This is a genomic window from Psychrobacter sp. NPDC078409, assembly GCF_050268505.1.
Taxonomy (GTDB): Bacteria; Pseudomonadota; Gammaproteobacteria; order Pseudomonadales; family Moraxellaceae; genus Psychrobacter.
On record NZ_JBNNGW010000001.1, the window covers coordinates 307,334 to 329,427 of the forward strand.

A 22,094-nucleotide genomic window follows, 5' to 3' on the forward strand; every position below is an offset into this window, starting at 1 on the left:
TTCGCATCTGATTGTAGCATTTACAGACAAACCTGAGACCGCGTTTTGGTACTTCTATCGTAGAGGCGCGCTACGTTTGTATTGCTCTATCATCGACATCTTTTTTCATACCCATTTTAACTCATTAGGCACTCATGGCAGAAAACGACAAGACCGACGACTTACTCAATCAGACACCGCCACACAATATCGATATTGAAAAGGCATTGCTCGCGTCTTTGATGAGTATCGAAGAGGCGTACGACAAGATTGCCGATATTGTCACCAAAGATGACTTTTATGCTGGGCGACATCAATATATTTTTGATGCCATTGCCCATTTGGCGGCAGTGAATGAGCCTTATGATACGGTCATGGTACACGACTGGTTAGAAGCGCAAAAGCTCCTCAAAGGCGCAGGTGGTGACAGCTACTTAGCCGATATTTTGAGCCAAAGCCCGGCGACCTTGTTTAACCTGACTGCCTACGCCCAGCGTGTGCGTGAACTATCAACCCTACGCCAGTTAATTACCACTGGTAATGACATGCTGACGCTTGCCTATAATCCAAAAGACCAAAGCGTTAGTGATATTCTAGACAATGTCGAGGGTAAGATATTTAGTATCAATGAGCAGCATAACAAACGCGCTGAACAGCGTGGCCCTGTCGGTATTACTTCGGTCTTAACCAATGTTATCGATAAAATTCAAGAACTCAAATCTAATCCCGATGGCATGATTGGTTTGCAGACACCATTTGCCGAGCTAAATAACAAAACCCAAGGCCTACAAGCGGGTGACTTGATTATTGTCGCTGCACGTCCTTCTATGGGTAAAACTACTTTTGCGATGAACTTGGCAGAAGGGATTTTGTTTAATGAAGATTTGCCCGTCGTGGTGTTTTCGATGGAGATGCCCGCTGAATCAATCGTCATGCGTTTGCTGTCCTCATGGGGCGCGATTAATCAGACACACTTGCGCTCTGGGCAAATGAACGAAGATGAATGGGCAAAGATGATGAACGCCATTCAACACTTGCAATCAAAGCATCTATATATTGATGATAGTACTGCCCTACCGCCGTCTGAGATGCGTTCCCGCTGCCGCCGTATCGCCAAAAACCATGACGGTCGCTTGGGTGCAATCGTAGTCGATTATCTCCAGCTTATGAAAGTGCCAAGTCTAGATGGTAACCGCGTTGGCGAGATTTCCGAGATTTCTCGTAGTTTAAAGGCACTGGCACGTGAGCTTGAATGTCCCGTGATTGCATTGTCACAGCTTAACCGTAGTCTAGAAAACCGTCCAAATAAACGTCCTATCATGTCGGATCTACGTGAGTCTGGTGCGATTGAGCAGGATGCCGATTTGATTATGTTCATCTATCGTGATGAGGTTTATAATGAAAACTCGGACCATAAAGGCGTGGCGGAAATCATCATTGGTAAACAGCGTAACGGTCCTATCGGTACTATTCGTCTAGGCTTTGAAGGTCAATTTACTCGCTTTATCAATCTAACGCCAGAGTACTATCAAGGCGTGAGTTTTGAGAATGATGAGTAACTAACCTTATAAAATTTAACCCTAACAAAGACTAAGCCTTATATAGACTCAGTTTCAATTATAGGTTAATGAATAATTTTACATAACCAGTTTTAATACAATAGCCAGTACCGCATCAACTCAATCGATGCAGTGCTGGCTTTATAACTTCATAATTCTACTCATAAAGAAGGCGATTATGCGCACAATTACTATAAAACCAAAAGCCCTTACTCATAACCTAAATCAAGTCAAACAACGAGCACCTCAGTCTAAGGTATTGGCTATGGTCAAATCCAATGCTTACGGGCATGGCGTGGCGGCAGTCTTGCCAGCCCTGCAGCAAGCAGATGGTATAGGTGTCGCTACTTTGACTGAAGCACTGGAGGCCAGACAGTTAGGTTGGGTGAGAAGTATCGGTCTAGTAGAAGGTGCATTTACCGCTGATGAGTGGCAGCAAGCGATTGATCATGAGATTAGCTGCGTGATTCACCATGGACCACAGCTAGAGTGGGCACTACAAAACATCCCGCCAGCTGGCAGTGCAACTAGAGTAGCTTGGCTCAAATACAATACAGGTATGAACCGTTTGGGTTTCAATGCTGAGGGTGTGCTATCAGCAGCAAAACGCCTACATGAAGCGGGTTATCAGCTGATTCTAGCCACGCATTTCGCCAATGCTGATGACCACGATCACCCATTAAATGCGATGCAGATTGAGCGCTTCTCAAGCGTACTAGCGACTTTGAAAGACACCATTAGCCCAGATATCCAAGGCTCATTATGCAACTCTGCTGGTATCGTCAACTTCCCAGAACATCATTATGATTGGGTACGTCCAGGCATTATCTTATACGGTAGCTCACCTGTCGTTGATAAAAGCGCACAAGAATTAGACTTACAGCCTGCAATGGAGTTTACTGCTCAAATCATTGCTCTACAAACCGTTAGCGCCAATGATGCGATCGGCTATGGTAGCCGCTGGCGTGCGCAGCAAGACACCAGAACCGCATTGGTCAGCGTTGGATATGGTGATGGCTACCCACGTGTGGTCACGGATGATGCGTATGTTACTGTCATGGATGCTAACGACAATCAAAGCTACCGTTGCCCTGTGATTGGGCGCGTGGCGATGGATATGATTGTCATTGATATCAGTAGCGCACCTGAGAGTCTTGCTATAGATAGCAAGGTCATGCTCTGGGGCAATTCACCGCGTGTTGATGAAGTTGCAGGTCATGCTGGGACGATTAGCTATGAGCTATTATGTCGCCTAAGCATACGTCCAAACCGTACACAGGCATAATCATTAGCGGCACAGTCATTAGCATATAAGGTATTGCGGCTTGCTAATGTGATTTCGGTCTATTTGGCAAGCCATTTGATCTTGATAAAAATGAACGTTTACATTGAAAGTAAATACGCTATACTAAAAGTTTGTTGTCAACCCAGTATACGCACTGACGCGATGCTATTGAAGACTGATGACGTTTCACTGACTGCGATCGACTGCTAGGATTACTATGAGTTTGCGCCATTTTTTAACCTTATCTGATTTAACCAAACAAGAACTAGAAAACTTAATCAAACGCGCAAGCGAATTGCGTAAGATGCAACACGCAGGCGAGATATACCAGCCTTTTGTTGGTCGTACGCTTGGTATGATATTTGAAAAATCTTCAACGCGTACCCGTATCTCGTTTGAGACCGGTATGGGTCAATTTGGTGGTAACGCCATATTTTTATCACCAAACGATACGCAGCTCGGTCGCGGCGAGCCACTAGAAGATTCAGCACGCGTGATTTCTAGCATGGTAGATATCATTATGATTCGTACCTTTGGGCACGAAAAAGTTGAAACTTTTGCTGAATACTCAAGCGTACCGATTATCAATGCGTTAACCGATGACTATCATCCATGCCAGTTGCTCGCTGATATGCAAACCTATTACGAGCATCGCGGTAGTATCGAAAATAAAATCGTCACTTGGGTCGGTGATGGCAACAATATGTGTTCATCATTTATGCAAGCTGCTAATCAGTTTGGTTTTGAATTACGCGTGGCAGCACCTTATGGCTTTGAGCCTGATCCGAAACTTATGGAACGCTTCTCACATTGCGTCAGTCTGGTAGAAAACGTACAGGACGCGGCAAAAGATTCTAACTTAATTGTCACTGATGTGTGGGCAAGTATGGGTCAAGAATCAGAGCAAAACACGCGTGCACGTCGTTTTGCGCCTTATCAAGTGACGCCATCTCTACTAGACAAAGCTGATCCTGAAGTGGTGTTTATGCACTGCTTGCCAGCCCATCGCGGCGAGGAAATCTCTCATGATATGCTTAATGACCCACGCTCTGTGGTATGGGACGAAGCTGAAAACCGCTTACATGCACAAAAAGCATTGATGGAATTTTTACTTAAAGACAAAATCAAGTTACCTGCATAACTTAGGCTATTCTATAAAAAGACAGTGGGATAAATAGTAAGGTAACTTGCTAACACACTCCTAAATAAGTTCCCAAATAAAAAAGCCATCCAGATCTGGACGGCTTTTTTGTTTATAAAAATGATTTGATCATAGATTAACGCGTGAGCGTTGTCACACCATTAGCACCTGCTTTTAGCAGAACGTCTGCTTGGTTTGCTGCAAAGATACCATTACAGACCACACCTACGATATTATTTAGCTCTTTTTCAAGCGCGATTGGATTACTCACATCCAAATCATAAGTATCCAGAATGACATTACCATAATCAGTGACAAAGTCTTCACGATATACCGGCTCACCGCCCAATTTGGCCAATTGGCGAGCCACATACGAGCGTGCTTGTGGTAATACTTCAATCGGTACTGGAAACGCACGACCTAATATATCAACGCTTTTGCTATCATCGACCATACAGACGAACTTATTTGAAGCTGCAGCCACAATCTTTTCGCGAGTCAATGCACCGCCGCCGCCTTTGATAAGTTGCAAGTGCTCGTTAACTTCATCAGCACCATCGATATAAACATCTAACGTGCCAGCAAAGTTCAAATCGACTATTTCGATACCAAGCGCACGAAGTTTGTCTTCTGTCACCTGTGAGCTAGCGACAGCGCCAGCAAGCTTCAATTGTGGCAACAACTCAATCAAACAGTTGACCGTACTACCTGTCCCTACCCCAAGTATCATATCGTCTTCGATATAGCTTAGAGCAGCTTTGGCCGCGGCTTGCTTTTGTGCTTGCTGATCACTCATCATAAATCCTTGGAAAATAAACGTATGGTCTTAAAAAAAGTAAAAGGCTAAAACAGATAAAATGCGCGGCTATTATAACCGATGATATTAACGGATGTTAGCGCATCATGACGCTAATTTGTGAGTCCTATCGTGCCTACCTAAGACTTAACGTATGCAAATACCTGCACTTCATGTAAATTCAAGCACGAAATCCCAAGAAAACTGCAATTGAGTCTTGCAAGATACTAAAAATCGGCATAGGCTAATCTATTTCGTTTTTATATTCATCTACACTTTTTATATTCACTCTGTTTAGGGATTACTATGCTGTCACACTGGGTACGAGCCATCTTACAAGCCACCGTCTATGACGTTGCTATTCAAACACCACTTGAAACGGCGCCCAAGCTGACCCAACGTTTTGCCAATGATATTCGATTTAAGCGTGAAGACTTACAACCAGTCAAATCATTTAAATTGCGCGGTGCCTATAACCGCATCAGTCAGTTGAGCGATGAGCAAAAAGCGCGTGGCGTCATTTGCGCTTCAGCAGGTAATCATGCACAAGGCGTGGCGTACTCTGCACGCAAATTATCATTAAACAACATCATCGTCATGCCAACCACAACTCCTGACATCAAAGTGGATGCGGTAAGAGCACTTGGTGGCAATGTAGATCTGCACGGTGATAGTTTTGATCAAGCAAACCGCTATGCGATTGACCGCGCTGAACGTGAAGGCCTTACTTTTATTCCGCCTTATGACGATGAGCTAGTCATCGCAGGACAAGGTACCATCGGTCTTGAGCTGACCCAACAGTGGCGCAACATGGACTATGTATTCGTTGCCGTTGGTGGTGGTGGCCTAATATCTGGTGTGGCCGCATTCTTAGGCGAAGTGGCACCGCATGTAAAAGTGATCGCGGTAGAGGCTGAGCAGTCAGCTTGTCTAAAAGCAGCACTTGAAACAGGTGAACGTGTCAAGCTCGAGCAGGTAGGATTGTTCGTTGATGGCGTGGCAGTCGCGCAGATTGGTGAATTACCTTTTGACGTCGTCCGTACACAAAAAAGCGATAACTCAGGTCCTATCGTTGAGCCTGAAGTGATCACTTGTACCAATGATGAAGTGTGTGCGGCTGTCAAAGACATCTTTGAAGAAAACCGCAGTATCGTTGAGCCTGCTGGCGCGTTGTCAGTCGCTGGTATGAAAAAATATATCGAAGCCAACAATATCCAAGACAAAAACTGCGTCGGTATCATTTGCGGTGCCAATATGAATTTTGACCGCTTGCGTTATATCGCTGAGCGTACCGAAATTGGTGAGAAAAAAGAAGCCATCTTTGGGGTTACTATCCCCGAGCAAACAGGCGCTTTTTTGAACTTCTGTCGCAGTCTACACGGTCGTAATATCACAGAGTTTAACTACCGCGCTGACAGCAAAAAGTCACCAGACTCAATGGAGCCTGCCTCAATCTTCGTCGGTATCGCTTTAAAAGAAGGCGAAAAAGAGCGTCAAACCATCAGTAACCAATTGTCAGACGATGGCTATACTGCTCACGACCTGACTGATGATGATATCGCCAAATCACATATCCGTCATTTGATTGGTGGTCACGCCAAGGTCGAAAACGAGCAGTTACTACAAGTGATATTCCCAGAGCGTCCGGGCGCCCTACTGACTTTCTTAGAAAAATTGGGCGATGACTTTAATATTACTTTATTCCATTACCGCAACCATGGTGCCGCTGAAGGTCGGGTGTTGGTTGGGTTACAAGCCTCTGAAGGTAACTCTCGTCAGCTACAAGACGCGCTTTTAGATATTGGTTATGACTGTGCCACGGTCAATGACAACATTGGCTATCAGTTGTTTTTGAGATAGTAAAAATAGACTTAATGTTTCTTACCTAATGGCAGTTTTTAAGTCGATTAAAAACTGCCATTTTCATATTAATAATAATTATGAGCTGGCAGGTATGGCACAGTGATAAACAAAGTATTAGTGATATTGACCTGTCTGATTTTCGTGCTTATAGGTTATAGAGTCCTTCAACCTAAAAACACGGTACATCAACCTGCAACCAATGCAGCGGCTGATATCGTAACGCGACCTACTCTTACTTCTACTGACGTCGATAACATTGATGACATACCGCCGACATACGTTGATTTAGGTACCACTTCAACATCAGCGCCAACTGCAACTCCAGTCTTATCGACACAACCGGCCTCAAGCTTTTCATGTGACGGCAGAACACATTGCTCACAAATGACATCCTGTGCAGAAGCCACCTATTTTACAAACTACTGTCCCAATACCAAAATGGATGGTAACCACGATGGTGTGCCTTGTGAACAACAATGGTGCAACTAACCCACAGTCATCAAAACTATTTGCAAATAGTAAAGTTGCCCTAATATTGTTTATATAACACTATGATTTAATATAAAAACGAATGCAGAGTGACTCTTATGAAAAAAAATACTAATGCTGATGATAATAACCAAGGTTTGGTGAAAATCCGTCTCGATAAATGGCTATGGGCAGCTAGGTTTTATCGTACACGCACCCTAGCCAAACAAGCGATTGAGAGTGGACGCGTGCACTATGCTGGTAGCCGGGTAAAAACCAGTAAAGAGATTTCAGTCGGAGATGAGCTAACCATTCGCCAAGGCTCAGCGACCGCGATGACAGAAAAAACTGTCGTTGTTGAGGCGCTATCTGCACAGCGTGGCAATGCGACTGCCGCTGAGGTACTATACTCGGAGACTAAAGAGAGCGAGACGCGCCGTGCGTACTATGCCGAACAGCGCAAACTGGCCAACCTTGCTCGTCCTGATAACAAGCCCAACAAAAAAGAACGCCGCGATCTACAACGTTTTAAAAGTAATCAAGATTAAAACTGTTTCACTATCTCACCTTTTGGCCATGCATCATATGGCCAATTTTTCATTGTTAAATGACGCTATTGTTTAGTCTCTATCCTTGCCATTCCAAGCATTAAGCGTTACGCTAGCAGCTTATTCAATCGATTGCATGCTAATAAAAGCCGCATTAACAATGCCGGTCTCTTATAGCATGTTTTTTTTGTTATAGAAGGTCATATTATGCTGATGAAAGCCTGTACTCCCTCGTCTGTATTATTGGTATGTTTGGGAAATATCTGCCGCTCCCCTACTGCTGAAGAAGTTTTTCGTCAGCAAGCAGCGATTGCTGGACTATCTATAAAAATAGACTCAGCAGGCACCAGTGATTGGCACATTGGTAGTGCGCCTGATGCTCGCTCGCAACGTCATGCTAAGTCACACGGCTATAAAATTAATAAGCTGGTCGCTCGTCAAGTCAGTGCCAATGATTTTCGTGATTTTGATTTAATCTTAGCCATGGATTCACAGAATCTAGCTGATCTACAAGCTATCAAAGATGGCATTACAGAGTCAGAAGATAATTTGGCAACACTAGCGCTGTTCAGTGAAGAGGACCCTACCTATTGCGGCAGTGATGTGCCAGATCCATATAAAGGCGATAACGATGATTTTGAAGAAGTGATCGAGCGTATCGAATCAAGCGCCCAAGCTTGGATAGAAAGCTGGAAAGCCTGCTAGCCATACCGTCTATATTTCTGCTACTCTTGCATCCGGTATCCTCTATAATATAGTTAATCCTCTATAAAAGAGCTATAGCGTTAACCTCGCTTGAAGTATCACAGTTACGTCTGCACTCAGTTGCCTTGTATCTCTTTTAAATTGAATAAACTATAGCTACCTTATTACTTATTATCCTTTTGCCACATAGGCTATGTTATGACCCAAGCTTCACGCCTTGACCACAGTGCTCAGTCTACCATCAGCTCTGATGTTTTGAATGTTTCAGCGACTGCCGTAGTCAATAATTCAATCGACTTGTCGCATGACAATACTATGGCATTGGCCTGTGTTGCTGACTCTGTAGTGACATTAGAGAATGAGGCGCAGCTTGATGATTTTATGGCAGCTTATATAGAGGATACAGCAGACAAGCTACCACTGTTTGTGTTGTCTGGCGGTAGTAATGTCTTATTACCTGCCGCTTTGAAAGCCATAGTATTGCAGCCAAAGATGCGTGGTATTCATCTGACCAATCAAACCGACGATTATGTCGAGATCGAGGTAATGGCTGGCGAGAATTGGCATGATTTGGTCGTACATACGGTCAATCAAGGTTGGTATGGATTGGAAAACCTTGCATTAATACCAGGTCTGACTGGCGCGGCACCCATACAAAATATCGGTGCATACGGCGTACAATTAGAAGACCGCTTACATTATGTACGCGCCTATCATTTGCCGACACAAACTTGGCACCATTTATCAGCTGCTGATTGCCAATTTGGCTATCGTGACAGTATCTTTAAACGTACGCCAAACACATGGCTTATTAGCCGTGTAGGTTTCAGATTACATACTGATCCTGCCAATATTCTAGCCAGTTATGGTGATGTACAGACTGTGGCGCAGCGCTATGCGGAGCAACAAGGGCGCGAGCAAGCGATGCCTCATGATGTTATGCAAGCTATTATAGATATTAGACAACAAAAGCTGCCAGACCCTAAGCAGCTACCTAATTGTGGTAGTTTCTTTCAAAACCCTATTATCGCTCAGGAGCGGTTTACAGCGCTGCAAGCAACTTATCCAGCTATCGTTGGTTATGCGATGGCTGATGCAATGATGGTAAAGGTGGCTGCAGGCTGGCTCATTGAGCAAGCAGGGTTAAAAGGGGGCGGCATTGCACCTATTTTTACGCATAAGCAGCAAGCACTAGTACTAACCAACCATACACCTCAGCAAGCCACGCAAGAGGATGTAGCCATAGCGCAGAAATATATCGCTGCTACTGTCTATGAAAAATTTGCCATTCAATTGTCACGTGAGCCAGTCTGGGTAAATGCTGATGGCTCAATTGGATATGCTGAGCATGTGGCCTAAAAAATCATGGTCTAAGCGGCTATTATCTAAACGATTATGGCGATATTACTTGCGGTTTTCTGAACGCATGGTGACGCTTTTTCGCATTATCAATATTACTTTTATACTAGGCTCAACGTCTGTCATTTTGGTGATTATTAGCCTATTTACCCCGCTGTTTTCGCAAGCAATCGTTTATATCTTTTCTCTACTGCCGCTACCTGATATGCCTTCTGCTGCCATGAGCTCACCGCCTACTGCCTATGTAGTCCTAGGCGGCGGTCTGACCAATGACCACAACAACCAAATTATCCTCAATCGCTATAGCCTCAATCGCGCCCGTACCGCTGCAGGCGCTTACCATGACTTACCCCTACCGATCGTACTGAGTGGCGCCGAAGCTCCATGGCTCGGTCAATGGTTGATGGAACACGGTATCGACGGACTGATCAGTGAAAATGCCAGCATGAATACATGTGAAAACGCTCGTTTTACAGCCAAACGTATTCCGTTACGCCATGTATATCTGATTACTGATAGCTATCATATGGCACGTGCACGCAGACAGTTTGCCTTAAATGGTATCAATAGCACACCACTTCCTGCGCCATTACCAGTGAGACGCGACTGGATGAAGCCTGCCCACAACTTAAGTCACTCACGGCGTGCTGTCTATGAGGTCGCAGCCTACCTGCGCGATGTGATACGTCCCCAGATGGACTGTCGCCATGCCAATGATGTGACTTCACAGCAGCTATTGACCCCAAGAGGCACCGCCACAAAAAACTCTGACGAATGACCGTTAAAGATGTATACGGTACCATTGAGAGACGCATTCTAAATGCTACCGATCATCCACTACATTTGTGATGGGTGTATAATGATAAGAGACACTGCTATTTAAGAGATTTGCCATGCTCAGTATATTTTTATTAATTCCATTAAGTCTCATGCTGTTTGTGGTTGCTATTTGGGCAGTGCGTTATGCGGTCAAGTCAAATCAATTCGAAGATCTGGACAATGCATCACAGCGTATTATATTGGATGACCGTCAAGAACGCCGCCAAACCATGCATGCTCACGAACGCTCAGCACCTACCCAGCAACAAGATGAAACAGCGGCAACTGATATGAATAACGATAATTCTGAGATAGATAAAAACTCAGAAATCTAATCTTATCTACCTTATAAATGCGTAATTTATTGTTGCCATTTCATTAAATAATTCAGCACTAGCAAGTTCGCCCTTTACCATTCTTAGGAGACGCATTCATGACCATCGCTTTACTTGTGGCGGCATTACTAATGGGATTCTTTGGTTCACCACATTGTTTAGGCATGTGTGGCGGTCTTGTGACCGCGTTTGGCCTATCTATGAAAGATGTCAGCCCTGCTAAACGCCGTGCTTTGGTAGCCACTTATCATCTTGGGCGTTTAACGAGTTACGCATTATTGGGTTTAATCGCAGGGCTTATCGGTATTACTGTATTAAAGCCATTAATGATGGGTAATAGTACACCGCGTATTTTATTAGGATTGGTCCTGGTATTCGTCGGTGTGACGATGCTTGGTGCACCGTTTTTGACTAAGCTTGAACGTTTTGGTATGCGCTTTTGGCAGTATCTTAGCCCATTGCGTCAAAAGGTATTTCCACTTAATACTTTTCCGCGCGCATTAACAGCAGGGTTGCTTTGGGGCTTTTTGCCTTGTGGTTTGGTATATGGCGCTCTACTAATTGCGGTCGTTGCTCATAATCCATTAAGCGGTGCTGCGTTGATGTTTGTCTTTGGTCTAGGAACCATACCGATGTTGGTTGCGACGCATGAGACGGTCGGTTGGCTACGTGATAAGATCGGACGTTTTCGCTTAAGGCAGTTAAATGGTGCGGTTATGGTCATATCAGGTTTGGCAGTAGCAGTCGTGCCGATGGTCATGGCAAATATGCATGGTGGCCATGGTGAGATGAACCATGGTAGCCACGCTGCTATGATGTCTGATATGGACTCTCATGATATGAGCCAAATGAATCACGATATGGATATGGCAGAAGACATGGATCATAACATGCAAAATATGGACAACCATATGGATCATAGTATGCATGGCATGAGTGATGAATCGATGGACATGAATCACCATGAGCATACTGAAATGATGGAACACGCTCAATAGAGTTATCGGTAACAGATATTATTAACACTTCGCATATAAAAAAGCCCTCAATACCATTTTTGATATTGAGGGCTTTTGCTTATTAAGTAGTGCTCAGTTTATAGCAATTATTCCTGCCACTGCTCAAGCGTAAACTTGGTTTCTAAATGCTTTTCTAATGCCGGTATATTAAAGGCATCATCCTCACTCACAAAGCTGATACTAATACCTGTCTGGCCTGCACGGCCCGTACGACCAATGCGATGTACATAATCATCTGGTTGGTCAGGCAAAGTAAAGTTAACCACATGGCTAATATCATCGACATGGATACCGCGCCCTGCTACATCTGTCGCCACCAAAATAGAAGCATGACCATCTTTGAAACGCTGTAAGTACTTCTCACGTTTTTGCTGGATGACATCGCCGGAGAGCATCACAATATTATGCGCTTGACGCAGCTTGTGATACAGACGCTTTACTTGGTCTTTACGATTGGCAAAGACGATGACCTTCTCTACTGCTTCATCACTGATAATACGCTGCAAGGCGTCTAGTTTTTGATCTTCTGTCAGCAAATAAAAATGCTGATCTACTAACTCGCTAGTCTTGTGTTCAGGCTCAATTTCAACAAACTGAGGCTCATGTAACCAACGATAGGCCAAATTCATAACATCTTGGTTAAAGGTTGCAGAAAACAACAAGCTTTGGCGATCGGTATTGGCAGGCATTCGACCAACTAGGCGCTTGATATCAGGAATGAATCCCATATCTAGCATACGATCTGCTTCATCGAGTACCAGTACCTCTACTCTATCTAGATACACCATGCCTTTATTAGCAAGATCAATTAGACGGCCAGGCGTCGCTACCAAGATATCAACGTATTGACGTTCAAGCTCGTGCTGCTGAGTTTCATAGTTAGTACCGCCCATAATACAAACACTATGTAGCGAGGTATATTTGGTTAATGCAATACAGTCATCAAATATTTGCTGAGCCAGTTCGCGAGTTGGCGCCATGACCACAGCACGCGGCTCACCAAGATAGCGCTCTTCGTCATTGGTAAATGGACGCTTAAGCAAGGCTTCCATAATAGTCAGTAGAAAAGTTGCTGTTTTCCCTGTACCCGTTTGTGCTTGTCCGATAGCATCTTGATGTGCCAATGTATGCGGTAGTATCTTTGCTTGAATGGGTGTCAATTCAGTAAAGCCTAGATCACTTACTGCACGCAAGGTCGCTGTTGAAAGTGGCAAATCAGTAAACGTTGTAAAATTGCTCAAAAAAATATCCTTTTAAATGAATTACTTGTATTCTATTAATTATAAATAGGCTCACAATGAACCTTTATAGTGTCAAATATAGCGTTTAAACCGTGAGCAGTAAGAGTAGCTTTATTAAACCTGCAAACTATCACTAGATATATAGGCATAAAAAAAGCCAAGCCCGAATCCAACCCTACCAAATATGCTGCAGTTCACTCAACATAGGTAAGATAAGATGGGCTTGACTCAGTAGTATATCAGTAGTTTGTACAGACATTATAACTAAACCGCTTTAATGTCTGAGTAAATTACTCTTCTATCTTTCTGACTTCTTCAGCTTGCAGACCTTTGTCACCTTCTACTACGCTGAACTCAACTTTTTCGCCATCCTTTAGAGAACGATAGCCATCACCCTGAATCGCGCGGAAATGGACAAAAATATCTTCTCCGCTGTCACGTTGAATGAAACCAAAGCCTTTTGAGTCATTAAACCACTTAACGATACCTTGCTCACGAGCTGACATAATATTACTTCCTAAAAAAGTCCGCTTAGCCCTAGCTTCCTTTGCGACATTGCATATAAACAGGGTCTAAGATTATGAAATCAAAAATTAAGAGTATTACTACTCTACTTACCATCGTCTATGTAGTGCTTGAATTAGCTACATAGTGCTTCCATAACGAATTCGCTAAACACGCTTATCGTCATGAAATTTGATGATAGCAACAAACTTGCAATATTTATTGCATAAAAAATATCATAGCACGGGTTTTTAGCAACATAAAGACTTTTAATATGCTTTTTGATATCTAAATAATTTTTTTAGACAAATTTTTATAACCTAGCTGGCAAGCTGTTATGATAAAGAGCAAAATGCGTTGAAACCATTTTAGCTTAACGCCGCGCACCTTAGATTATTCTTATAATATAATAAATTATTAACATTGCTCAATAGTTACCGAGACCATTATGACCTCCTCTACTCCGTCAAAAACAGCAGAACAATCGACCAATGAGAATTCAAATAAAATACTGACTCATAAATTACTACTGGTAAACGGAGTAAATCTGAATTTACTAGGCAAGCGAGAACCGCATATTTATGGTCATAAGACACTTGCTGATATAGAAAAGCAATTAGTCGAGCGCGCGGCCCACCACGGTATAGAGTTAATATGCATACAGTCCAACCATGAAGGCAAGCTAGTAGACGACATTCAGCATCACGGATTATTGGCGGATAAATCTGCGCAAGTTGATGCTATTATCATCAATCCGGCTGCATTTACGCATACTTCAGTGGCTCTACGCGACGCGCTATTGGCCACCCAAAAACCATTTATAGAAGTACATTTATCCAATGTTCATGCCCGTGAGCCTTTCCGTCATCATTCATATTTAAGTGACGTTGCGGTCGGAGTCATTTGCGGCTTAGGACAATTAGGCTATCAAATGGCGCTTGATTACTGGTTGAGTAATATGTATGCAGTTGACACAAACAAATGATGTAGCGGCGCTTACTTTTTTATAAATAATTGCTCGCGTCTTCACACATTAGTCAAACAGTAATCTTGCAATTAAAATAATAGAATTACGACTGAGCAAACAACCCATTATACGGTGACATGAATGGCAAAATCGTCCGGAAAACGCTTTATGAAACTCGCTGGCATGACAGCGAGTATTGCTGGCAAAGCCGCTAAAAACTCATTTAAGCATCTCTCAAGTGACGAAGAAAAACGTCTGCAAGCTCGCTCAGATCTGATGCAAGACGTGGGCGTTCAAATTGCCGAGACGTTAGGTGAGATGAAAGGCGCAGTGATGAAGGTCGGACAGATTGCTTCACAATATAAGGATGTGTTCCCGCCTGAGGTTGCGTCAGCACTCGAAAAGCTACAGAAAGATGCGCCGCCAATGCCATATGCGCAGATACGAGCCCAAGTTGAACGTGAATTGAAAGCGCCTATCTTAGAATTATTCAGCGAGTTTGAAGAGACACCTTTTGCCGCAGCATCCATTGGACAAGTGCACAAAGCGACTTTGCCATCGGGTCAAAAAGTGGTGGTCAAAGTCCAGTATCCTGATGTTGATGAAAACTGCGATAGCGATCTCAAACAAGTACGTATGGCATTAAAAATCGCTGGCGTGCTCAATATGAGTAAGCAACTACAAGAGCAGCTTTTTAATGAGATTCGCCAGAGTCTGCACGATGAATTGGACTATGTCAAAGAAGCTCATAACTTACGAGTATTCGGTGCTTTTCATGCGGAAGATGAAGGCCTTATTATTCCCAAAGTGATTAGCAGCTATTCTTCTAGACGGATTTTAACGTTGACCGAAGAGATGGGAGAGACATTGACTGTCGCTGCGACATGGGACAATGACGTCAAACAAAAAATAGCAGAGCGTTTGTTTCATTTTACCGCAGGCCAGCTATTTGGCTTATACCGTATGCACTGCGACCCTCATCCAGGTAACTTTGCGTTCCGTCATGACGGTAGCGTCGTGGCATATGATTTTGGTGGCATCCGCAGCTATAGCGATAGCGAAGTGCAGCTATTCAAACGCTTTGTCAAACATGCGCTAAGAGGTGACGTCACTGCACTTGAACAAGATTTGATTGCCCTAGATATCCGCCGCGAAGATGATAAGAACATCCCTGGTGAGTTTTATGAAAAGTGGCTATCGATTGGGCTTAAACCTTTATCCATTAACCCCTATCAAGAAGGCGAATTTGATTTTGGCAGTAGCCAAGTCCATCACGAGGCCATTGCCCAGATGCGTACGTCTTTGAAGTACTTCGGTCAGTTTCAACCCTCAGCTACCACTATGATGCTAGACCGTACTGTATCAGGACAGTACTGGAATCTGGTCAATCTAGGCGTCGAGATCGACCTGTCACCACTGGTTGACGAATACATCGATGCGTAGTAGGTATATTGACTGTCAGGATTAAACCTATCTCTAGATATGTAGCGCGTGTCCACAACGATCGCAAAAGTCTGCCCCTACTGCATGGCCGAACTTACCACAGTTTGGACAAGTCACTGGGTTCAACTGTGGACGCATATTACGTGCTAACTCTGACGTAAAAATACCTGTTGGTACCGCAATAATCGAATAACCCGTGATCATGACCATGGTTGCAATTGCTTGGCCGAGCGGTGTTTTCGGTGACATATCACCATAGCCAACCGTCGTCATCGTGACAACTGCCCAGTAGATAGACAATGGAATACTGGTAAATCCATTCTCTGGCCCTTCTACGACATAAATAATTGAACCAAAGATAGTTACTAACAATACAAGCGATAGGAAGAAAACTGTAATTTTCTGCTGACTGGTTTTTAATGCAGACGCCAAAAACCCAGCCTGTTGCATATAGGCCTTGAGCTTAAGAACGCGGAACACGCGTAAAATACGTAATACCCGTATCACGAGTAGATACTGTACGCCCACAAACATTAGGCTCAAATAACTTGGCAATACAGACAGTAAGTCTACTATTCCAAAGAAACTAAAAGCATAGCGTAAGCGGTTGGGTGCTGAAAACAGCCTTAACGCATACTCAATAGTAAACAAGATGGTAAAAAACCACTCTGCATAAAAGAACAACGTGCCATACTGCAAACGCATATATAGCACACTATCAAGCATGACGACGGCCACACTGGCTAAAATTGCAATCAGCAATACAATATCAAAGAGCTTACCCAGACGAGTATCTGTGCCTTCAATAATGATATGCGTACGGTTACGCAAGTGTGTAAGAGCTTCGGCGGTTGGTTGCTTCATAGAATCAGTACTTTATAAAATCAATGGCCTGATAGCGCGCAATGACTTAAAATGTGATGGATAAGGGCAAGTTGGTCAAAATAGCTAAAACTGGTTTATAATATCGCTCACCTATCACAGTGAATACAATCTATAAGTTGCCACAGTGTAGCAAAAAAGCACTCTCAACAACATACAAATCGTTAACGTGTCAGTAGCGCTACTACCTTAAATAGACAAAGTAATGATAGTATAAAATCAGGCAATCAGATATCGAAGGTTGTTGTTGATCACTCTTTTTACCCATAAAAATAGTACGTAGAAATTAAGGATGTTATATGGCAGGCCATTCAAAATGGGCAAATATTAAACACCGTAAAGCCCGTCAGGATGCAGTAAGGGGTAAGATATTTACCAAGATTATTCGTGAAATCGTTTCAGCTGCCAAACAAGGCGATCCCGATCCTGACAAAAACCCACGCTTACGTGCCGTTATCGAAAAAGCCCTATCCGTCAATATGACGCGCGACACGATTAATCGTGCTGTCGACCGTGGTACAGGCGGCGGTGATAATGAGAATATGGAAGAAGTCAGTTACGAAGGCTACGGTGTTGGTGGTGTGGCTGTATTGGTCGAAACCATGACTGATAACCTTAACCGTACGGTCAGCGAAGTACGTCATGCTTTTACCAAGAATGATGGTAATCTTGGCACATCAGGTTCAGTGGCGTATCTATTCACTAAACGTGGCGAAATCACTTTTAACGATGTCAGCTTAGAAGATGAAGTCATGCTCGTTGCACTAGATGCGGGCGCCGTTGATATCGAAAATGATGGCGAAAGCTTACTCGTTATCACTGAATGGGAAAGTTTCGGTCAAGTTCAAGATGCCCTTAATGCGGCTGGTCTTATTTCTGACAACGCCGAGGTCACTATGTCACCATCTACCACGGCTGAGATCGACAATGTCGATGATGCTGAAAAGATCATAAAGATGATTGATATGCTAGAAGATGCTGATGATGTGCAAGAAGTTTATACTAACGTGAACTTCTCTGCTGACGTCATGGCTCAGCTTGAAGCATAAGCTTATTAATTGTTCAGTAAAAAGGGCCAGATACTAAAAGTATTTGGCCCTTTCTTATTAAGATAGCTCCAGACTCAGTTTTATGTCCAACTTCCTTCTAGTGCTAGTAAATACTCTTTTTTATCTAGCCCGCCTGTATAACCACCAAGCTTGCCGTCGCTCGCAATCACTCGATGACAAGGCACGATAATGCTAAAAGGATTTTTACCATTGGCCTGCGCGACCGCACGAAACCCCTTTGGACTGTTGACACGCTGCGCGAGTGTGGCATAGCTGATGGTTTCGCCATACTCAATACCTTGTAGTGCCTGCCATACTCTTTGCTGAAACTCAGTACCCATAGAGAAATCTAAAGGCAAATCCAACGTCTTACGTTTACCATCAGCATAATCTTTGAGTTGGAAAATCGTTTCTATTAATAATGCTTGAGCAGGTTCATTCATGCTTAGGCTATTTTTATCTATAAAAGTAAAGTCTTCATCTGTCAGACCATAGTACTTTTTAAGTTTAGGTACAGATTTTGAGCTATGCCATGAGTTACCTGCAAGCAGCCAGTTGGCTTCAACGAGCATAGGCTGACCATGCTCATTGACACGAGCAATCAGTGTTAATCGATGTGACCCAAAGGCTGCTGTGGTAACTATCATAGCGTCTACTTCCCTATTCTTTTAAAAATGATTTACTAGATAAAACTGGCTCTCTTATTCTTTATCGTCGGTCTCGAACAAAGCGGCGACAAATTGTTTCGGACTAAAAGAACGCAAGTCATCAATCGACTCACCCACACCAATATAGCGGATAGGCACATCTGTCGTTTCGGCAATATTAAATACCACGCCACCTTTAGCAGTACCGTCTAGCTTAGTAATAGTAATACCTGTCAACGGCACAACTTTATTAAACAGCTCGACTTGGTTGATAGCATTTTGACCCGTGCCAGCATCCAGCACAATCATACCTTCATGCGGAGCACTTGGATCCGCTTTACGCATGACACGTACGACCTTCTCTAACTCTGCCATCAAATGTGTCTTGTTTTGCAGACGTCCAGCAGTATCGGCAATGAGCACATCGATGTTCTTTGCTTTGGCTGATTGCATCGCATCAAAAATGACAGAAGCGCTGTCAGAACCATGACCTTGCGCTACCACTGGAATATGATTGCGCTCGCCCCAAATCTGTAACTGCTCAGTAGCTGCCGCACGGAACGTATCGCCTGCTGCCAGCATAACTGATTTACCCTCGCCCTGTAGGCGCTTGGCAAGCTTACCGATCGTTGTGGTTTTCCCTACACCATTGACACCTACTACCAATATAACAAACGGCTTTTTGCTAGTATCAATCACCAATGGCTCAACTTTCGGTGTAAGGATATCAACCAACTCACTTTGCAATGCTTTATACAAAGAATGAGCATAGATCAAGTCACCACGATCTGTCTGTTCGGTGAGGCTCTTGATGATACGGTTCGTCGCGTTAACGCCAATATCGGCTACCAGTAGCTGATCTTCGACTTCTTCTAATAGTTCGTCATCAATCTCCTTACCACCGATTAAGATACTGACCATGCCTTCGGCTAAGTTTTTGCGTGACTTACTGAGGCCCGTTTTCATACGGTTGAACCAGCTGCCCTTTTTCTTATTCTCTTTTGTCTCTTGTGACTCTGTAGCAGACTCTTTGCTAGTAGCTGCCTGTGTGTCGCTTTCAGCCACTGGGTTTACACTTGGCGTATCACCCAATTGCTCTTGCAACGGCATAGCAGGAATGGTTGACGCAGTATTAGTTTGACTTGTAGCGGCTGTCTCTGCAGCGCTTGAAAAGCTTTCAGAATCACCTTTAGGGACATTATGCTCTTCTGTCATAACAATTGGCGTCGCCAAAGCAATATTGTCTGCAGCCTCATTGCTAGAGACATCTTGGTTTACCGTACTGTCCTTTTGTGGAGCAACACTCTCTGTCTCATCAATAATGGGCATAGATTGCACCGGTAGACTGGGTAAGGTAATATCATCGTCATCTAAGTCATCAAGACCCGCATCAAGGTTAATGACTACGCGGTTGCTATTGTTTGGGTTGTTCATAAGTTTGCCCTAAAAGTTATCACGATTAATTATTTGTTTATTGTTAATGGATTTGCATATTGTCATCTGGCTACGAACGACATGATTCTTAATTTTGACCTATTTTAGCATAATTCAAGTCATGCTCAGCCCTTACCCTATTAGACTATCGTCAAAATTTATCTGTTTAAAAAATCACTCAATGATTTGAGAAAGTTTTGCTTAAGGTTTGGACACAGAATTCTGACCTGTTACTTGTCAGACTTCGCTTACTCTACCAAGACTTATTCGATAAATACTTATTAGGAATCCGTTATGTCATTATTCTCTAAGCACTATAAGAAAATTAGCATCAGTGTGGCTGTTTTATTAACGACGACTATATTAGTGACAGGTTGCACCACGACGCAAGAGTTTAGACCGACTGCTAGTGTTATGGTTGGTGCTCAGACCTCTTTGTAATGCCATTTATTACTATGATTAGCATTTAATTCTTCTATTATTATTTTATATAAGTAGACCATACCATGCCATTGTCTTTACCTCTAGCAGCTGCGCCATTACGCATTGCTTGTGCCTTAGCAGTAGCAGCGTCACTTGCTGCGTGTCAAACCAATACGATGCCTACTAACTCTGCAACCACGACAAGCTCAATCGCAACCGATAGCTCGGCTCAAAATATATCAAATGAAAATAAAACGAGCAAAGACACACAGCCGTCTGAGTTGACAATGGACATGTCAGGTCGACATGAATATCAGTTAGAAAATGGTCTAAAAGTCGTCATAAAAGAAGACCACCGTGCCCCAGTCGCTATGACACAAATCTGGTACCGAGTGGGCTCGGCAGATGAGCCTCTTGATAAAGGTGGTATCTCTCACTTACTCGAGCACATGATGTTTAAGGGCACCACCAATGTTTCTAGTGATGATTATGAGCGGCTAATTGCTAAGTTTGGTGGGGTCAACAATGCCTTTACCAGTTATGACTATACGGGGTACTACGAGCTATTTCCCGCCAACCGTATGCCATTAGCGCTAGAGCTTGAAGCAGATCGCATGAAAAACCTTATATTTGATGAAAAAGAATTTGCCAAAGAGCATCAAGTGGTCATGGAAGAGCGCCGCCAACGTACTGATGACAATCCGCTTGCCAAAGCGTATGAGTCATTTCGTCTACTGGCCTTACCTGACAGTCCAAAAGGCGAATCTGTCATTGGGCCTATGAACGAGCTAGAATCGATTAAACTTTCAGATTTAAAAGACTGGTATAAGACGTGGTATGCACCAAATAATGCAACGTTAGTCATCGTCGGTGACGTGCAACCACAAGAAGTACTTACTCAAGTCAAACGTTACTTCGGTGATTTAGAAAAAAGCAACCTACCCAAACGTACCTCTGTGACTCAAAAAGGCTTCCGTGGTTATCAAAAGGTAGACTCTGAGCAAGCCGTACAAGTCCCCGTTCTACTGATGGGTTACAACGTGCCAAGCCTTGCCACGGCAGGCAGAAGCAATGAAAAACAAGCTTATGCCCTGTCACTTGCGCAAGATGTGCTCGATGGCGGCTTATCTGCACGCTTAGAGAGTCGACTGATACGTGAGCAAGGTCTGCTTACTACAGTTGGTACTTCTTACGACTTGCTAGATCGCGGTGATGGCCTGTTTTTGATTCAAGCAACACCTCGTGAAGGCGTCAGCTTAGAGCAAGCACAACAAGCCATAACCTCAGAAATAGAAAAGCTGAAAACCGATCCTATTGCCGATGATGAGATCAGTCGCGCCAAGACCAATACGGTTACTGGGTTGATTTATGCGCAAGACAGCATGGAAGGACAAGCGCGTATGATTGGCTCGTTACAATCTATCGGCCTAGATGACAGACTGCTTGCTAAACTGCCAACTAAGCTCGATGGTATCAGTGTGGCTGACATTCAGGCTGCTAGTAAAAAGTATTTGGTCAAAGACAACTTAACGGTGATGCATGTCGTGCCACCTAAAGACAATAAAACCTCAGCGAAATAGTCGCTGCCTATTATCAAACGTCTCATAGAAATGACCATAACACCGTAT

The 22,094-nt window shown here is 43.6% G+C and carries 23 protein-coding genes; 16 read left to right on the forward strand and 7 right to left on the reverse strand.

What is annotated here, in order from left to right; genetic code table 11:
• Positions 1-134 precede the first annotated feature (134 nt).
• From dnaB to argF, 3 genes are all read left to right on the forward strand, one after another.
• Entirely contained in the window at positions 135-1,538 is a 1,404-nt protein-coding gene (gene dnaB, locus ACQKC9_RS01055) for a replicative DNA helicase (RefSeq protein ID WP_057760393.1), read from the forward strand.
• A 178-nt stretch (positions 1,539-1,716) separates the two neighbouring features.
• Positions 1,717-2,823, forward strand: coding sequence for an alanine racemase (alr, locus tag ACQKC9_RS01060; RefSeq protein WP_427620179.1), 1,107 nt, complete (start codon positions 1,717-1,719; stop codon positions 2,821-2,823).
• A gap of 217 nt (positions 2,824-3,040) precedes the next feature.
• Positions 3,041-3,964 carry an ornithine carbamoyltransferase gene (gene argF / locus ACQKC9_RS01065; RefSeq protein WP_057760398.1) on the forward strand — a complete coding sequence of 308 codons (924 nt, stop codon included), beginning with the start codon at positions 3,041-3,043 and terminating at the stop codon, positions 3,962-3,964.
• 136 nt (positions 3,965-4,100) lie between these two features.
• Here the strand turns inward: argF and rpiA are convergent, their stop codons facing one another.
• Entirely contained in the window at positions 4,101-4,760 is a 660-nt protein-coding gene (gene rpiA / locus ACQKC9_RS01070; RefSeq protein ID WP_057760400.1) for a ribose-5-phosphate isomerase RpiA, read from the reverse strand.
• 306 nt (positions 4,761-5,066) lie between these two features.
• Between rpiA and ilvA the strand changes: the two genes are divergently transcribed.
• The gene (gene ilvA / locus ACQKC9_RS01075; protein WP_427620180.1) at positions 5,067-6,620 is read left to right on the forward strand and encodes a threonine ammonia-lyase, biosynthetic; all 1,554 of its coding nucleotides are present in this window, start codon (positions 5,067-5,069) and stop codon (positions 6,618-6,620) included.
• 188 nt (positions 6,621-6,808) lie between these two features.
• On the opposite strand, the gene ACQKC9_RS01080 is transcribed toward ilvA, so the two are convergent.
• Complete coding sequence (locus ACQKC9_RS01080; RefSeq protein WP_298807682.1) at positions 6,809-7,030, reverse strand: hypothetical protein; 222 nt, start codon at positions 7,028-7,030, stop codon at positions 6,809-6,811.
• Between ACQKC9_RS01080 and ACQKC9_RS01085 the strand changes: the two genes are divergently transcribed.
• From ACQKC9_RS01085 to ACQKC9_RS01115, 7 genes are all read left to right on the forward strand, one after another.
• The gene (locus ACQKC9_RS01085) at positions 7,008-7,112 is read left to right on the forward strand and encodes an excalibur calcium-binding domain-containing protein (RefSeq protein ID WP_201579448.1); all 105 of its coding nucleotides are present in this window, start codon (positions 7,008-7,010) and stop codon (positions 7,110-7,112) included. The genes ACQKC9_RS01080 and ACQKC9_RS01085 overlap by 23 nt on opposite strands.
• Before the next feature lie 98 nt (positions 7,113-7,210).
• Entirely contained in the window at positions 7,211-7,639 is a 429-nt protein-coding gene (locus ACQKC9_RS01090; RefSeq protein WP_427620181.1) for an RNA-binding S4 domain-containing protein, read from the forward strand.
• Positions 7,640-7,846: 207 nt separating this feature from the next.
• Positions 7,847-8,344 (forward strand): low molecular weight protein-tyrosine-phosphatase, encoded by a 498-nt coding sequence (locus ACQKC9_RS01095; RefSeq protein WP_427620182.1) that lies wholly within the window; start codon positions 7,847-7,849, stop codon positions 8,342-8,344.
• A gap of 315 nt (positions 8,345-8,659) precedes the next feature.
• On the forward strand, positions 8,660-9,703 hold the full coding sequence (gene murB / locus ACQKC9_RS01100) for a UDP-N-acetylmuramate dehydrogenase (protein WP_427620456.1): 1,044 nt from the start codon (positions 8,660-8,662) through the stop codon (positions 9,701-9,703).
• A 49-nt stretch (positions 9,704-9,752) separates the two neighbouring features.
• On the forward strand, positions 9,753-10,481 hold the full coding sequence (locus ACQKC9_RS01105; RefSeq protein ID WP_227679385.1) for a YdcF family protein: 729 nt from the start codon (positions 9,753-9,755) through the stop codon (positions 10,479-10,481).
• 115 nt (positions 10,482-10,596) lie between these two features.
• Positions 10,597-10,857 carry a cbb3-type cytochrome oxidase assembly protein CcoS gene (gene ccoS, locus ACQKC9_RS01110; protein WP_427620183.1) on the forward strand — a complete coding sequence of 87 codons (261 nt, stop codon included), beginning with the start codon at positions 10,597-10,599 and terminating at the stop codon, positions 10,855-10,857.
• A gap of 98 nt (positions 10,858-10,955) precedes the next feature.
• On the forward strand, positions 10,956-11,855 hold the full coding sequence (locus ACQKC9_RS01115; RefSeq protein ID WP_427620184.1) for a sulfite exporter TauE/SafE family protein: 900 nt from the start codon (positions 10,956-10,958) through the stop codon (positions 11,853-11,855).
• Positions 11,856-11,962: 107 nt separating this feature from the next.
• Here the strand turns inward: ACQKC9_RS01115 and ACQKC9_RS01120 are convergent, their stop codons facing one another.
• Both ACQKC9_RS01120 and ACQKC9_RS01125 read right to left on the reverse strand, forming a co-directional pair.
• Positions 11,963-13,117 carry a DEAD/DEAH box helicase gene (locus tag ACQKC9_RS01120; protein WP_102091784.1) on the reverse strand — a complete coding sequence of 385 codons (1,155 nt, stop codon included), beginning with the start codon at positions 13,115-13,117 and terminating at the stop codon, positions 11,963-11,965.
• Between the two features lie 290 nt (positions 13,118-13,407).
• A complete protein-coding gene (locus ACQKC9_RS01125; protein ID WP_057760416.1) occupies positions 13,408-13,623 on the reverse strand; it encodes a cold-shock protein in 216 nt (71 codons plus the stop codon).
• 446 nt (positions 13,624-14,069) lie between these two features.
• Between ACQKC9_RS01125 and aroQ the strand changes: the two genes are divergently transcribed.
• Positions 14,070-14,606 carry a type II 3-dehydroquinate dehydratase gene (aroQ, locus tag ACQKC9_RS01130; RefSeq protein WP_427620185.1) on the forward strand — a complete coding sequence of 179 codons (537 nt, stop codon included), beginning with the start codon at positions 14,070-14,072 and terminating at the stop codon, positions 14,604-14,606.
• A 123-nt stretch (positions 14,607-14,729) separates the two neighbouring features.
• Positions 14,730-16,031 (forward strand): ABC1 kinase family protein, encoded by a 1,302-nt coding sequence (locus ACQKC9_RS01135; RefSeq protein WP_427620186.1) that lies wholly within the window; start codon positions 14,730-14,732, stop codon positions 16,029-16,031.
• 33 nt (positions 16,032-16,064) lie between these two features.
• On the opposite strand, the gene ACQKC9_RS01140 is transcribed toward ACQKC9_RS01135, so the two are convergent.
• Positions 16,065-16,895 carry an ion transporter gene (locus tag ACQKC9_RS01140; RefSeq protein ID WP_057760421.1) on the reverse strand — a complete coding sequence of 277 codons (831 nt, stop codon included), beginning with the start codon at positions 16,893-16,895 and terminating at the stop codon, positions 16,065-16,067.
• Positions 16,896-17,212: 317 nt separating this feature from the next.
• Between ACQKC9_RS01140 and ACQKC9_RS01145 the strand changes: the two genes are divergently transcribed.
• A complete protein-coding gene (locus tag ACQKC9_RS01145) occupies positions 17,213-17,962 on the forward strand; it encodes a YebC/PmpR family DNA-binding transcriptional regulator (RefSeq protein WP_341609230.1) in 750 nt (249 codons plus the stop codon).
• 80 nt (positions 17,963-18,042) lie between these two features.
• Here ACQKC9_RS01145 and ACQKC9_RS01150 read toward each other — a convergent pair whose 3' ends face one another.
• Both ACQKC9_RS01150 and ftsY read right to left on the reverse strand, forming a co-directional pair.
• On the reverse strand, positions 18,043-18,609 hold the full coding sequence (locus ACQKC9_RS01150; RefSeq protein WP_347163128.1) for a methylated-DNA--[protein]-cysteine S-methyltransferase: 567 nt from the start codon (positions 18,607-18,609) through the stop codon (positions 18,043-18,045).
• A gap of 54 nt (positions 18,610-18,663) precedes the next feature.
• A complete protein-coding gene (gene ftsY / locus ACQKC9_RS01155; RefSeq protein ID WP_227526712.1) occupies positions 18,664-19,575 on the reverse strand; it encodes a signal recognition particle-docking protein FtsY in 912 nt (303 codons plus the stop codon).
• Positions 19,576-20,337: 762 nt separating this feature from the next.
• On the opposite strand from ftsY, the gene ACQKC9_RS01160 reads away from it, so the two are divergent.
• Positions 20,338-20,484, forward strand: coding sequence for a hypothetical protein (locus ACQKC9_RS01160; RefSeq protein WP_191113690.1), 147 nt, complete (start codon positions 20,338-20,340; stop codon positions 20,482-20,484).
• A 65-nt stretch (positions 20,485-20,549) separates the two neighbouring features.
• Complete coding sequence (locus ACQKC9_RS01165; protein WP_427620187.1) at positions 20,550-22,046, forward strand: M16 family metallopeptidase; 1,497 nt, start codon at positions 20,550-20,552, stop codon at positions 22,044-22,046.
• Positions 22,047-22,094 lie beyond the last annotated feature (48 nt).

Coding starts and splice junctions, on each gene's coding strand:
- argF (WP_057760398.1), top strand. CDS start 3,041: ATGAGTTTGCGCCATTTTTTAACCTTATCTGATTTAACCAAACAAGAA.
- rpiA (WP_057760400.1), bottom strand. CDS start 4,760: ATGAGTGATCAGCAAGCACAAAAGCAAGCCGCGGCCAAAGCTGCTCTA.
- ACQKC9_RS01090 (WP_427620181.1), top strand. CDS start 7,211: ATGAAAAAAAATACTAATGCTGATGATAATAACCAAGGTTTGGTGAAA.
- ACQKC9_RS01085 (WP_201579448.1), top strand. CDS start 7,008: ATGACATCCTGTGCAGAAGCCACCTATTTTACAAACTACTGTCCCAAT.
- ACQKC9_RS01125 (WP_057760416.1), bottom strand. CDS start 13,623: ATGTCAGCTCGTGAGCAAGGTATCGTTAAGTGGTTTAATGACTCAAAA.
- ACQKC9_RS01115 (WP_427620184.1), top strand. CDS start 10,956: ATGACCATCGCTTTACTTGTGGCGGCATTACTAATGGGATTCTTTGGT.
- alr (WP_427620179.1), top strand. CDS start 1,717: ATGCGCACAATTACTATAAAACCAAAAGCCCTTACTCATAACCTAAAT.
- ccoS (WP_427620183.1), top strand. CDS start 10,597: ATGCTCAGTATATTTTTATTAATTCCATTAAGTCTCATGCTGTTTGTG.
- ACQKC9_RS01165 (WP_427620187.1), top strand. CDS start 20,550: ATGCCATTGTCTTTACCTCTAGCAGCTGCGCCATTACGCATTGCTTGT.
- ACQKC9_RS01135 (WP_427620186.1), top strand. CDS start 14,730: ATGGCAAAATCGTCCGGAAAACGCTTTATGAAACTCGCTGGCATGACA.
- murB (WP_427620456.1), top strand. CDS start 8,660: ATGGCATTGGCCTGTGTTGCTGACTCTGTAGTGACATTAGAGAATGAG.
- ACQKC9_RS01095 (WP_427620182.1), top strand. CDS start 7,847: ATGCTGATGAAAGCCTGTACTCCCTCGTCTGTATTATTGGTATGTTTG.
- aroQ (WP_427620185.1), top strand. CDS start 14,070: ATGACCTCCTCTACTCCGTCAAAAACAGCAGAACAATCGACCAATGAG.
- ACQKC9_RS01140 (WP_057760421.1), bottom strand. CDS start 16,895: ATGAAGCAACCAACCGCCGAAGCTCTTACACACTTGCGTAACCGTACG.
- dnaB (WP_057760393.1), top strand. CDS start 135: ATGGCAGAAAACGACAAGACCGACGACTTACTCAATCAGACACCGCCA.
- ACQKC9_RS01145 (WP_341609230.1), top strand. CDS start 17,213: ATGGCAGGCCATTCAAAATGGGCAAATATTAAACACCGTAAAGCCCGT.
- ACQKC9_RS01160 (WP_191113690.1), top strand. CDS start 20,338: ATGTCATTATTCTCTAAGCACTATAAGAAAATTAGCATCAGTGTGGCT.
- ilvA (WP_427620180.1), top strand. CDS start 5,067: ATGCTGTCACACTGGGTACGAGCCATCTTACAAGCCACCGTCTATGAC.
- ACQKC9_RS01150 (WP_347163128.1), bottom strand. CDS start 18,609: ATGATAGTTACCACAGCAGCCTTTGGGTCACATCGATTAACACTGATT.
- ftsY (WP_227526712.1), bottom strand. CDS start 19,575: ATGAAAACGGGCCTCAGTAAGTCACGCAAAAACTTAGCCGAAGGCATG.